We start from the raw sequence: 12,376 nt of genomic DNA, 5'->3' as shown, positions 1-12,376 counted from the left end.
GGATTCTCGTGTCGTGGATCGGATCAGTCGATTGTTCAGAGCGCTTCCATGCGGATGCGCGTGATCGGCGTCAGCAGGTGCGGCAGTGCCTCCACCGCGGTGATGGCCTCGTTCATCGCACCTTCCCGCACCGCGTGCGTCAGCATGATGATAGTGGCCTCGCCGCGCTGCGGATCGGGTTCGCGCTGCAGAATGGCCTCGATGCTGATGCCGTGCTCGCCGAGGATGCGGGTGATATCGGCCAGCACGCCCGGCCGGTCCTGGGTACGCAGGCGCAGGTAGAACGAGGTGTGTACGTCTTCCATCGCCAGCACCGGGTGATCCGACAGCGCATCCGGCTGGAACGCCAGATGCGGCACGCGGTTCTCGGGATCGGTGGTCAGGGCGCGCACCACGTCGACCAGATCGGCCACCACCGCCGAGGCCGTGGCCTCGGCCCCGGCGCCAGCGCCGTAGTACAGCGTCGGGCCGACCGCGTCGCCCTGCACCAGCACCGCGTTCATCACCCCGTCGACATTGGCGATCAGCCGGCGTTCCGGAATCAGGGTCGGATGCACGCGCAGCTCGTAGCCGTTGTCCATGCGCCGGGCGATGCCAAGGTGCTTGATGCGATAGCCCAGCTCGGCGGCGAAGCTCACGTCCTCGCGGGTGATCCCGCTGATGCCCTCGACCGCCACGCGATCGAACTGCAGCGGGATGCCGAAGGCGATGGAGGCCAGGATCGCCAGCTTGTGGGCCGCATCGATGCCCTCCACGTCGAAGGTCGGATCGGCCTCGGCGTAACCCAGCGACTGAGCCTCCGCCAGCACGTCCTCGAAGTCACGACCCTTGTCGCGCATCTCGGTCAGGATGAAGTTGCCGGTCCCGTTGATGATCCCGGCCAGCCACTCGATACGGTTGCCCGCCAGCCCCTCGCGGATCGCCTTGATGATCGGGATGCCACCGGCCACCGCCGCCTCGAAGGCCACCATCACGCCGCGCGCATGGGCCCGCTCGAAGATCTCGTTGCCGTACAGCGCGATCATCGCCTTGTTCGCGGTCACCACGTGCTTGCCGGCATCGATCGCCCGCAGGACCAGATCACGCGCGGTTTCGGTACCGCCCATGAGCTCGACAACCACCTCGACTTCGGGGTCGTCAACCACCACGCCAGGGTCGGTGGTCAGGCGGATTCCGGAAGTGTCGCAGTCGCGCTCGCGCTCGATGTCACGGGCTGCCGCGGCCACGACCTCGATCCCGCGTCCGGCGCGCCCGGCGATGTCGGTGCCGTTGCGGGCCAGCACGTTCACCGTGCCACAGCCCACGGTACCCAGTCCGAGAATTCCGATCTTTACCGGCGTCATATGATCCTGTTTCCCTGATCGTCCGGATGCACCGCATCCGGGTTTTGGTCTTCGAATGCCTGGTTACGCGGAGGCATCGGCGAGGACGGAATCCGCCCGGAACATCGCCTTGATCCCCCGCAGGGCCTGGCGCGTGCGCTGCTCGTTCTCGATCAGGGAGAAGCGCACGTGGTCATCCCCGTAGGAGCCGAAGCCGATCCCGGGCGAGACCGCCACCTTGGCGTCGCGCAGCAGCTTCTTGGCGAACTCCAGCGACCCCATCTCGCGATAGGGCTCGGGGATCGGCACCCAGACGAACATGGTCGCCTTCGGCTTTTCCACTGCCCAGCCCAGCTTGTTCAGGCCGTCGCAGAGCACGTCGCGGCGCACGCGATAGGTCTCGCGGATCTCCTCGACACAGTCCTGCGGGCCTTCCAGCGCGGAGATCGCCGCCACCTGAATGGGCGTGAAGGTGCCGTAGTCGAGATACGACTTGATCCGCGCCAGGGCGGCCACCAGCGTGGGGTTGCCGCACATGAAACCGACCCGCCAGCCGGGCATGTTGTAGGTCTTGGACAGGGTATAGAACTCCACCGCGATGTCCTTGGCGCCCGGCACTTCGAGGATCGAGGGGGCCCGATAGCCGTCGAACGCGATCTCGGCGTAGGCCAGGTCGTGCACGATCCAGATCCCGTGCTCGCGGCAGATCTCCACCACCCGTTCAAAGAACTCCAGATCCACGCACTGCGTGGTCGGGTTCCCCGGGAAATTCAGGATCAGCATCTTCGGCTTGGGCCAGGAATCGCGGATCGCCCGCTCCAGCTCGGCGAAGAAATCGACGTCCGGCGTCAGCGGCACGTGGCGCACGTCGGCGCCGGCGATCACGCAGCCATAGGGGTGGATGGGATACGCCGGGTTCGGCACCAGTACCGCATCCCCCGGCCCCAGGGTGGCCAGCGCAAGATGCGCCAGGCCTTCCTTGGAGCCGATGGTGACGATCGCCTCGGTTTCCGGATCGAGTTCTACATCGAAACGATCCTGATACCAGCGGGTGACGGCACGCCGCAGCCGCGGGATCCCGCGCGACACCGAATAACGGTGGGTGTCGCCGCGCTGTACCGCCTCGGTCAGTTTGTCGACGATGTGTTTCGGAGTCGGCTGGTCCGGGTTGCCCATGCCGAAGTCGATGATGTCCTCGCCGCGAGCTCGTGCCTCGGCCTTCAACTCGTTCACGATGTTGAAGACGTAGGGGGGCAGTCGCTCGATGCGGGGAAAGACGTCGGTCACGGGTCGATTCCTGATTGGGCCCGGGATCACCGGGCGTAGGCTTTGCGGCGCTGGCGACCGGCGCGATCAGGATACGCGCACCCTGATCCGGCGCGCGCCGGGAAACGGGTCAAACTATAACCCGCATCGGAACCTGTCAACGCACACCGCCGCAAGGCTTGTTTCGCCACCCGCGCTTTCGCTATGATTCGCGCCCGTTCGTGGCCGGGTGCCACGAGCGCATGTTGAGCCATACGAGGTATGACGACACCCATGGACAGTTGCAGTTGCCGATGCACGAAGGCCGCCGGCGCGGCGGATGACGTGTATCCAGCTGTCCGTCGGACCCGGACCCGCCGCCTCCTCGTCTGAACGAGGCCCCGGAACCCGGTCCGTCGTGACGTGGATACACGCCGGATACGGGTTCCCGCACATCCCGGTAGCGACCGGGTCGTGCCTGCCCCACCGCCCGCTCCCCGATCGGGGACCTCCGGACGGCCTTCGCATCGTGTGTTTTTCCGTTTCACCGAACCGATGCGAGGAGACCGAACATGACCGAACTGGCAATGGATACCGTGCAGGATTTCCACACCGGCGCCGAATTCCGCGGTGAAAGCGCCGTACCCGGGGTGCACTGGGCCGACATGCGCCCCGACCCCGCCGTAGCCGGCATCCAGGGCGCACTGGAGGCCGGCCAGCTGGCCGCCGCCCGCATGCGCTTCCTCAAGCTGACCGAACGGGCGCAGGCCGAGGTGCTGCAGGCGCTGGACCCCGCCACCCTGGCGCGGCTGGCCGACCGTCTGCCCAGCCATGGTCTGGCGCAGGCCTGCGAACACCTGGCGGAGTCCGAGCGCCGTGACGTGCTCGGTGCCCTGCCCGGCGGCAAGCGTCACGGCGTGCGCGTGATCCTCGACCACCGCGCGCGCCTGGCCTGAGGCAAAGCCCCGGGCGGACGGCCGGCCGCGGCGATCGCCCGGCCGGCCGACCCGCTCACCCGCAACCAACCATTGCCCCTCCCGCCACCTTGCGACCGTTCATCGCCCGTCATCCACTGCTCGCCGGAGCCCTGTTCCAGGGTGCACTCATCCCCGTGGCGTTCGCGCTGGCGGCGCTCGCCGGAGTGCCGCTGCTGGGCGCGATGGACTGGAGCATCGAGGCCGTGGCCCTGGGCCTGCTGGTCACCACCCCGATGTTCCTGCTGGTCGCCGTGCTGGGCTGGACCGACCACCCGGCGTTTCGCGACATTCGGGCACAGCTGCAGGAATTCCTGGATCTGCTGTTTCGCGGGGCCCCGGCCGGCTCGGTAGTGCTGATCGCGGTGCTCGCCGGGGTCGGCGAGGAGCTCCTGGTACGCGGCGTGCTACAGCAGTGGCTGGGTCTGCACCTGCCGCCCGGGGCCGCGATCCTGCTGGCCTCGGTGCTGTTCGGGCTGGCGCACTACGTCAGCCATCTGTACTTCGTCTTCGCCACCCTCATCGGCCTGTATCTCGGCTGGGTGTACCACGTGACCGAGAACCTGGTGGTGGTGATGATCGCGCACGCGGCCTACGACTGGGCGGTCATCCGCTGGTATCTGGCCCGCCCCGTCTGAGGCGCCCGCGAACGCGTCCGCGCTACTCTGCCGGATCCCGCGCGTGCGCCTGCAGCACGTCCAGCGGGATGATCGCCAGGGTCTCCTCGTGGGTCGCCCGCAGATACACCCCCGGCGCCACGCCGGCCCGATACGCCTCCACCCAGCGGCCGGCGCACAGGCACCACCGGTCTCCGGGCTTGAGCCCGGGGAAGCCGAAGGCCTCCATCGGCGTCACCAGATCGTTGCCCTGCGCCAGGGAATAATCGAGAAACGCCTGCGTCACTTCGGCACAGACCGTATGGATGCCGGTGTCGTCGTGTCCGGTGGCACAGCGCCCGTCGCGATAGAACCCGGTCACCGGGTCGCGGCCACAGGGCTCGAGTTCCTCACCGAAGACATTGCGCGAGGCAAAGGGCTGCATTGATGGCTCCCTGAGTACGGATTCAGATTCACAAGGATACCCGATCTGCGCATGGCGTTTCGCGCAACCGGACTCGCCGGGCGGATCCGGCGCGATTGCACCGGGCGGATTCCCATCGCCATAATGAGCCAATAGCGGTCGGGTACCAGGCAGGAATCAAGGATGAAAACGGATCAACAGCAATACGGGCCCGACGATACGCTGGTCATCGATTACCGCAGCCTGATCGAGGACCACCCGCACATCATCACGGTGTACCGGCCGGACACGACCATCCTGTTCGCCAACCGCATGGCGCGGGAATACTTCGGCGCCGATCTGGTCGGCCGGCGCTGGATCGAGGATCTGCCCCCCGAACACCAGGAGGCCAACCTCGCCGACCTGGCCCGGTTCACGCCGGAACAGCCGGTCCGGATCATCGAGAACCCGGTCATTCGGGCAGACGGTACACAGCGCTGGGTCGAGTGGACCTCCCGTGCCTTCTTTGACGAGCATGGGCGGATCACCCACCTGCAGACCCTGGGCATTGACTCCACCGAGCGCCACCGTGCCCGCGAAGCGCTGGAACAGCGCGAGGCCGAACTCGCCGAGGCGCAGCGCATCGCCCATCTGGGTTCCTGGATCTCGGATTTCGAAAACGACGAAATCCGCTGGTCGGACGAGGTCTACCGCATCTTCGGCATGACCCGGGAGCAGTGGGGCGCCAATCACGAGTCCTTCATAACGGTCGTGCATCCGGATGACCGGGAACACGTTCAGCAGGCGGTCAACGCGGCTCTGCGCCCCGATGGTCCGGAATATGACATCGAACACCGCATTCGCCGACCGGACGGCACCACGCGGGTGGTCTACCAGCGCGGCACCGTGAGTTTCGACGACCATGGCCGCCCACGGCGCATGGCCGGGATCGTGCACGACATCACCGAACGCCGCGAGACCGAAGACCGCCTGCAATACCTGACCTGGCACGACCCCCTGACCGGCCTGCCCAACCGCGAACTGTTCCTGCAGCGGCTGAACGAAAGCATGGAATACGCCTGCGGCCGCGGCTGGCCCCTGCTGGTTGTGCACCTGGGGCTCGACCGGTTCAAGGGGATCAACGAGGGGCTGGGGCACACCACCGGCGACGCACTGCTGCAGCGTGTCAGCCAGCGTCTGGAAGGTGCCCTCGAGGAAGGCGACACCCTGGCGCGTATCGGTGGCGATGAATTCGGCATCGTACTGGGCCACAGTGCCGAGGCCGAAACCCTGGTCCGCCAGGCGGCCGGTTTGGTGGATCATTTGAAGGAACTGTTCGCGATCGATGGCGAAGAGGTCTACGTTCCCGGGTCGGCCGGGGCGGCCCTCTACCCCGACGATGGCAGCGAACCCCACGAGCTGTTGCGCCGCGCGGGTGCCGCCATGGATCAGGCCAAGCGGGAAGGCGGTAACGGGCTGCGTTTCTGTTCCGGCGAGCGCAACACCACGGCGCGCGCACGGGTCGCCCTGGAAGGCCAGCTCCGGCGCGCCGTCTACCGCCAGGAAGGCTTCTTCCTGCACTATCAGCCGCGGGTCGAGGCCGGGAACGGGCGCATCACCGGTCTCGAAGCCCTCCTCCGCTGGCAGGATCCCAACGGACAGGTGCTGTCGCCGGGGACCTTCATCCCGGTACTGGAAGAAACCGGACTGATCCGTGAACTGGGGGAATGGATCCTGCGCGAGGCCTGCCTGCAGCATCAGCGCTGGAAGGCCAGCGGACTGCCCTCACCACGGATCTCCATCAACCTGGCCGCCCCGCAGTTCCGTGATCAGGATCTGCCGCGCCGGATCCGCCGGATCCTGGCCGAAACCGGCACGCCGGCCGATGCGCTGGAGCTCGAGGTGACCGAGAGCATGCTGATGGCCGACGTCCAGCGGGTCATCCACACCCTGGGGGCATTTCGCGACATGGGGCTGCGGGTGGCCCTGGACGACTTCGGCACCGGCTACTCGTCACTCGCCTACCTCCAGCGTTTCCCGCTGGACGTACTCAAGATCGACCGCAGCTTCGTGCGCGACCTCGACAATGGCGGCAGTGGCGAGGCCATCGTGCGCACGGTGCTCAGCCTTGCCGCAAACCTGAACCTGGAGACCGTCGCCGAAGGCGTGGAAAACCTCGAACAGCAGCGTTTCCTGGAAGCCGCCGGCTGTGACACTCTCCAGGGGTTCCTGCTCGCCCGCCCCGCTCCCGCGGCACAGTGCGCCGGGCTGCTCGCACGGGGCGTCATCGCCCCGGACAAACGCTGAGGGACTCAGGCTTCGGGGCGCATGTGCGGGAACAGCAGCACGTCGCGGATGGAGCTGGAGTCCGTCAGCAGCATCACCAGGCGGTCGATCCCGATGCCCTCCCCGGCGGTGGGCGGCAGGCCGTGCTCCAGGGCGCGGATGAAGTCGGCGTCAAAATGCATGGCCTCGTCGTCACCCGCGTCCTTCTCCGCGACCTGCTCGCGGAAACGCTCGGCCTGATCCTCGGCATCGTTGAGCTCGGAGAACCCGTTGGCGATCTCGCGCCCGCCCACGAACAGCTCGAAGCGATCGGTGACGAACGGGTTGTCGTCGTTGCGCCGGGCCAGCGGCGAGACCTCGGTGGGATAGGCGGTGATGAACGTCGGGTCGTGCAGCTGGTGCTCGGCGGTGGCCTCGAACAGCTCGGTCCACAGCTTGCCGAGACCGAACCCCGGCTTCACCTCGATGCCCTTGCGCTCGCAGTGCGCGCGCACGCGCTCGATGTCGTCGAGGTCGGCATCCGCGATATCGTCGTTGTGGGCGAGGATCGCCTCGCGCACGGTCATGCGCGCAAACGGTCTGCCGAACTCGTAGGTCACGCCCTGGTATTCCACGGTGGTGGTCCCCAGCACGTGCTCGCACAGCCCGCGCAGCAGCGCCTCGGTGCGATCCATCAGCGCATGGTGGTCCACGAAGGCCTCGTAGAACTCCAGCATGGTGAACTCGGGGTTGTGCCGCGTGGACAGCCCCTCGTTGCGGAAATTGCGGTTGATCTCGAAGACCTTCTCGAACCCGCCCACCACCAGGCGCTTGAGGAACAGCTCCGGCGCCACGCGCAGGTACAGCGGCATGTCCAGCGCGTTGTGGTGGGTGACGAACGGGCGTGCAGTGGCCCCGCCCGGGATCACCTGCATCATCGGGGTCTCCACCTCGAGAAAGCCCGCATCCTCGAAGTAGTCACGGATGAAGCGGATGATCCGCGTACGCCGCCGGAACAGCTCGCGCGATTCCGGACTGGTGATCAGGTCCACGTAGCGCTGGCGGTAGCGCGCCTCCTGATCGGTCAGGCCGTGGAACTTCTCCGGCAGCGGCCGCAGGGCCTTGGTCAACAGGCGGAATTCGGTCAGATTGACGGTCAGCTCGCCGGTCTTCGTACGGAACAGCGTGCCGCGCGCGCCGACGATGTCGCCCAAATCCCACTGCTTGAAGGCCGCATACACCCCTTCCGGCAGGGCATCGCGCTGCACGAACAGCTGGATGTCCCCGCTCATGTCCCGCAGGCGCACGAAACTGGCCTTGCCCATCACCCGTTTGCCGATCATGCGCCCGGCCACGCAGACCTCGATGCCCTCGGCCTCCAGCGCCTCGCCCTCGGTTTCATAGTGCGTGGCGTGCAGCTCGCCGGCCAGGGCATCCCGGCGGAAGTCGTTGGGGAAGGCGTTGCCGGCCGTGCGCAGCTCGTCGAGCTTGGCGCGGCGCTGCGCGATCAGCTTGTTCTCGTCGGTTGTTTCGGTCATCGAGGGTTTTCCGGGGGTTACAGCCCGCTCTTGAGGCTGGCTTCAATGAAGGGATCGAGGTTGCCGTCGAGCACGCCCTGGGTGTTGCCGACCTCCACGCCTGTGCGCAGATCCTTGATCCGCGACTGGTCCAGGACATAGGAGCGGATCTGGCTGCCCCAGCCGATGTCCGACTTGGTCTCTTCCTGCGCCTGTTTGGCCGCGTTCTGCTCCTGGATCTTCTGCTCGTACAGCTTGGCCCGCAGCTGGTTCATCGCCATCTCGCGGTTCTTGTGCTGCGAGCGTCCGGCCTGACAGGCGGCCACGATGCCGGTCGGCTCGTGGGTGATGCGCACCGCCGAGTCGGTAGTGTTGACGTGCTGCCCGCCGGCCCCGGAGGAACGGTAGGTATCCACGCGCAGGTCGGACGGATCGATCTCGATCTCGATGTTCTCGTCCACCTCGGGCGAGACGAACACCGACGCGAACGAGGTATGGCGGCGGTTGCCGGAGTCGAACGGCGACTTGCGCACCAGGCGGTGGACGCCGGTCTCGGTGCGCAGCCAGCCGAATGCATGGTCGCCCTCGACACGCACCGTCGCGCTCTTGATCCCCGCGGTCTCGCCCTCGGAGAGCTCGGTGACCTCCACCTTGAAACCCTTGCTCTCGGCCCAGCGCAGATACATCCGCAGCAGCATGTTGGCCCAGTCCTGCGCCTCGGTGCCGCCGGAACCGGCCTGGATGTCGACGTAGGCATTGGCCTCGTCCATCTCGCCGGAGAACATGCGGCGGAACTCCAGGGCCTCGACGCGCGCGGTCAGCCCCGCGACATCCGCCTCGACCGAAGACACGGTTTCCGCGTCATCGTCGGCCTCGGCCATCTCCAGCAGTTCGCGACTGTCCTTCAGTGCATCCGTGATCTCGCGGATGTTGAGGACGATGCCCTCCAGCTGGGCCCGTTCCTTGTTCAGGGCCTGGGCCTGTTCCGGTTGATTCCAGATGTCCGGGTTTTCTTCCAGCTCGCGCTGGACTTCTTCCAGCCGTTCTTCCTTGCCAGCGTAGTCAAAGATACCCCCTCAGGCCGTCGATGCGGCCTTGCAGGTCTTCGATCCGGCTGTAGAGCGGACTCAGTTCCATGGTGTGTCCCCGTGCGGAAAAAGCCCGAGAGTATACCAAGCCCGGCCGCCTGCGTGGTATCACTCATGCACGGAGTTACAGACCGGGCCAGGGCATCCGCCGGCGCCACAGCGCCCAGGTATCGCGTCCGCGCAGGATGCGACGCGGGCCCTCCGCCGGTGGCAGCAGTGGATCCTCGATCTCCAGACGCCCGGTTCGGCCGAAGCGCAGGCCGGCGGCACGCGGGGCGATGACCTCGAGCACCAGCGAGGTCAGCAGCGCGGCCATGCGTTCCGGGCTCGCCGGACCGTCCAGCGAATCCATCACGATCACGTCGCCACCCGACGCCGGATCGGGATTCCAGTCCGCCCCCGCGGTCTCCGCCAGCCAGCGGCCGTGGATGCCGCCGCCGGCGACCCGCACGGCCGGCGCAGCGGGCGGCGGCTCGCCCGGCGACCAGAACCACAGCCCCTGCACCGGGTCCAGACCGCTCTGTTCGCGCTGCTGGTTGACCGGATGCTGAAACCAGGCCATCTGGATCGCGTTGCCCAGCACCTGCAGGCAGCGGGCGGCCTCGCTGTCCAGGCCGGCGGCCGGCATCGGCCGGCCCCAGCCTGCCGACGGGCTGCGGGTGCCGTCGGCACCCGCGGCGGCCATCGACAGCAGCCACAAGCCCTGCGGCGACTGGTCCAGCCGCGCCCCGACCTTTTCCAGCTCCGGTGCGGCGGCCGCCCAAAGGGCCTCCCGATCGGTATCGGCGACCCCGTCCACCGGACGGGCGGTCAGATCCCGCATGCCGGCATTCAGTGCTACCGGACTGGCCAGCCAGGTACGCAAGGCGGACCCCGTCTCTCCTCCGTTTCCGGGTTCCGTATATCCCAGCGCCTGCGCGAGGGTCCGCTCCCAGCCGGGCGGTTCGTCCGGTCGCACCCCCGTGACGGTTTCACCGGGCGTCGCCGCGCGCGAACGCGCGAGCAGCTGCCGCAGCCAGCGTACCGCCAGCCCGCCGCCCCCGGCGGCGCGTGCCGCCACCAGGGCATCGCGCAGCCCCGGCACCAGAATCCGCACGTCGCTCATCGCAGCCACCTCCGCGGAACAGCCAACCGCGCGCTTTCGTCTCTCATGCAAGGATCCCTCGGATGAACCTGCGCATGGTAGCAGCCGAGCGCGGCGATCATGGAGAAGCCCCGCAGCCAGGGTCTATGCTTTACGAAAGAGTCGACCGCGAGACGCGGTCCAGGAGCCCGACATGGGAACCGCAACTCAACACGTTTCATCTGCCCGCAACGGCTTGCGCGCCGCAGGTACCCTGCTGATCGCGGCGCTGTGGCTGTTCGTCGGTGCCGCGTCGGCGGAAGACTACCCTGCGGATTCGCAGATCGAATGGAACAGCTTCGATCCCGAACTGTTCGACCGGGCCGAGGATCAGAACCAGCCGCTGTTCTTCTACTTCCACGGGCAATGGTGCACCTGGTGCATCGACTTCCAGAACGAGTCACTGGAAAACCCCATGGTTGTGGACATCCTGAACGAGGAGTACGTCCCGGTCCTGATCGACCTGGATCGGCGCGCCGACCTCTTCACGCGCTATGGCGGCCGCGGTCTGCCCTTCGTGGTCATCACCACCCCGGACGATGACGTGATCTCGCGCTTCACCGGGCATATCCGCGCCGACGGCCTGTACCGGATCCTGGAGCGCCAGCAGCGGGTGGTGTCGGTGACGGGGCGCGAGGAAACCCCCGCCGAGGAGCCGATCACCACGGTCGACGGCTTTCTTGAGATGCTCGACCAGGTGTACGTCGCCGACGCTGACCGCCTCAGCGGCAGCGCGCTGTTCGGTACCCTGAGCAAGCGCCCGCAACCCTGGACCTACCGCTTCCTGCTGGATCAGGAGAAATGGGCCGGGCGCATGCCGGGTCTGCTGGATCAGGTGGCCGAAGACCTGCACGACCCGGTGGATGGCGGCTTCTTTTTCTTCTATGACTTCGACCAGCGCGACCCGGACCGGGCCCTGGAGACCTCCAAACGCCTGGATCAGAATGCCGCGTTCCTGTGGCTGTTCGCCCACGCCTGGGAAGAAACCGGCGATGAACGCTACCGCGAGATCGCGGAAGACGTGATTCGCTGGCTGCGCGATGCGATGTGGGACGAGGACCAGCGGCGCTTCGGCAACTCCCAGTACGCCGACAATGCCTATTACCGACTGGATCCGGATGAACGCCGCGCCACCGATCCGCCGCGGGTCGATCGCACGACCTACGCCCATACCTCGGGGCAGGCCATCGCGGCACTGGCCGCCAGTGCGCGGATCTTCGACGATGACGAGCTGCTCGAGTGGGCCGACACCGCCCTGCGCGGTGTGGATGCCTATCTGGGCATCCCGGCGGGTTTCCTGCATGCGGTCACTGAGGAGGGCCAGCCCAAACTGGAAGGCTATCTGCCCGCGCAGATCTGGCCGGAAATCGCCCGTCTGGAACTGCGCCGGGCCGCCCGGGCGCTGGAGCGCAATCCGACGGACACCGCCGCCGGCGAACCCGACCCGCAGGCGCGCCTGGACCGGCTGCAGCCGTTCTTCGACGAGGATCTGAACGCCCATGCCGAGCGACTGGACGGGGAACTCGAACCCTGGACCGAGGTACCCACCCAGGCCGCACTGGCCTGGTGGCTGCATTACCTGCCGGCGGAGGCGGTGGCGGCCAGCCACGTGGACCCGGCGGCCGTGGAAGCCCAGCTGCAGATCCATCCCGGTGCCGACCCCGATGACATCGCGCTCGGATTCGCCGCCCTGCAGCGCGGCATGCCGGGCGAGGATTAAGAAGCGATCATTCCCCGCCCTCGGCCGACGCGGAGGGATCCTCCCGGGCCTCCAGGCGCTGGCGCAAACGCTCCGCCTCGGCCCCGGTGCGCACCTCCAGCACCTCGATGCCTTCGCCCCCGG

10 protein-coding genes are annotated in these 12,376 nt (G+C 67.3%); 4 read left to right on the top strand and 6 right to left on the bottom strand.

The window, feature by feature from the left end; genetic code table 11:
• Positions 1 to 35: 35 nt before the first annotated feature.
• Together B1A74_RS05210 and alaC are read right to left on the bottom strand one after the other, a co-directional pair.
• Complete coding sequence (locus B1A74_RS05210; RefSeq protein WP_018945867.1) at positions 36 to 1,343, bottom strand: homoserine dehydrogenase; 1,308 nt, start codon at positions 1,341 to 1,343, stop codon at positions 36 to 38.
• Between the two features lie 63 nt (positions 1,344 to 1,406).
• The gene (gene alaC, locus B1A74_RS05205) at positions 1,407 to 2,609 is read right to left on the bottom strand and encodes an alanine transaminase (protein WP_018945866.1); all 1,203 of its coding nucleotides are present in this window, start codon (positions 2,607 to 2,609) and stop codon (positions 1,407 to 1,409) included.
• A 530-nt stretch (positions 2,610 to 3,139) separates the two neighbouring features.
• On the opposite strand from alaC, the gene B1A74_RS05200 reads away from it, so the two are divergent.
• Complete coding sequence (locus tag B1A74_RS05200; RefSeq protein WP_077243977.1) at positions 3,140 to 3,523, top strand: magnesium transporter MgtE N-terminal domain-containing protein; 384 nt, start codon at positions 3,140 to 3,142, stop codon at positions 3,521 to 3,523.
• Positions 3,524 to 3,612: 89 nt separating this feature from the next.
• Positions 3,613 to 4,179: a CPBP family intramembrane glutamic endopeptidase gene (locus tag B1A74_RS05195; RefSeq protein WP_026279465.1), complete on the top strand. Its 567-nt coding sequence runs from the start codon at positions 3,613 to 3,615 to the stop codon at positions 4,177 to 4,179.
• 22 nt (positions 4,180 to 4,201) lie between these two features.
• On the opposite strand, the gene B1A74_RS05190 is transcribed toward B1A74_RS05195, so the two are convergent.
• Positions 4,202 to 4,582: a DUF2237 family protein gene (locus tag B1A74_RS05190; protein ID WP_018869605.1), complete on the bottom strand. Its 381-nt coding sequence runs from the start codon at positions 4,580 to 4,582 to the stop codon at positions 4,202 to 4,204.
• Between the two features lie 162 nt (positions 4,583 to 4,744).
• Here B1A74_RS05190 and B1A74_RS05185 point away from each other — a divergent pair, with 162 nt between their 5' ends.
• The gene (locus B1A74_RS05185) at positions 4,745 to 6,847 is read left to right on the top strand and encodes a putative bifunctional diguanylate cyclase/phosphodiesterase (RefSeq protein WP_077243976.1); all 2,103 of its coding nucleotides are present in this window, start codon (positions 4,745 to 4,747) and stop codon (positions 6,845 to 6,847) included.
• A gap of 5 nt (positions 6,848 to 6,852) precedes the next feature.
• Here the strand turns inward: B1A74_RS05185 and lysS are convergent, their stop codons facing one another.
• The 3 genes from lysS to B1A74_RS05170 all read right to left on the bottom strand — a co-directional run bounded on the left by lysS (position 6,853) and on the right by B1A74_RS05170 (position 10,515).
• The gene (gene lysS, locus B1A74_RS05180) at positions 6,853 to 8,343 is read right to left on the bottom strand and encodes a lysine--tRNA ligase (RefSeq protein ID WP_077243975.1); all 1,491 of its coding nucleotides are present in this window, start codon (positions 8,341 to 8,343) and stop codon (positions 6,853 to 6,855) included.
• Between the two features lie 17 nt (positions 8,344 to 8,360).
• A protein-coding gene (prfB, locus tag B1A74_RS05175) for a peptide chain release factor 2 (protein ID WP_099049988.1) occupies positions 8,361 to 9,459 on the bottom strand; the annotation gives its coding sequence in 2 pieces (ribosomal slippage) (positions 8,361 to 9,386 and positions 9,388 to 9,459; 1,098 coding nt in all).
• Between the two features lie 75 nt (positions 9,460 to 9,534).
• Positions 9,535 to 10,515 (bottom strand): hypothetical protein, encoded by a 981-nt coding sequence (locus B1A74_RS05170; protein WP_077243973.1) that lies wholly within the window; start codon positions 10,513 to 10,515, stop codon positions 9,535 to 9,537.
• Positions 10,516 to 10,687: 172 nt separating this feature from the next.
• Here B1A74_RS05170 and B1A74_RS05165 point away from each other — a divergent pair, with 172 nt between their 5' ends.
• Complete coding sequence (locus tag B1A74_RS05165; RefSeq protein ID WP_077243972.1) at positions 10,688 to 12,253, top strand: DUF255 domain-containing protein; 1,566 nt, start codon at positions 10,688 to 10,690, stop codon at positions 12,251 to 12,253.
• Positions 12,254 to 12,376: the final 123 nt, after the last annotated feature.

The organism is Thioalkalivibrio halophilus (assembly GCF_001995255.1).
Lineage (GTDB): Bacteria > Pseudomonadota > Gammaproteobacteria > Ectothiorhodospirales > Ectothiorhodospiraceae > Thioalkalivibrio > Thioalkalivibrio halophilus.
Note: the sequence above shows the minus strand (reverse complement) of the source record. Positions and strands in the feature narration are given on the sequence as shown.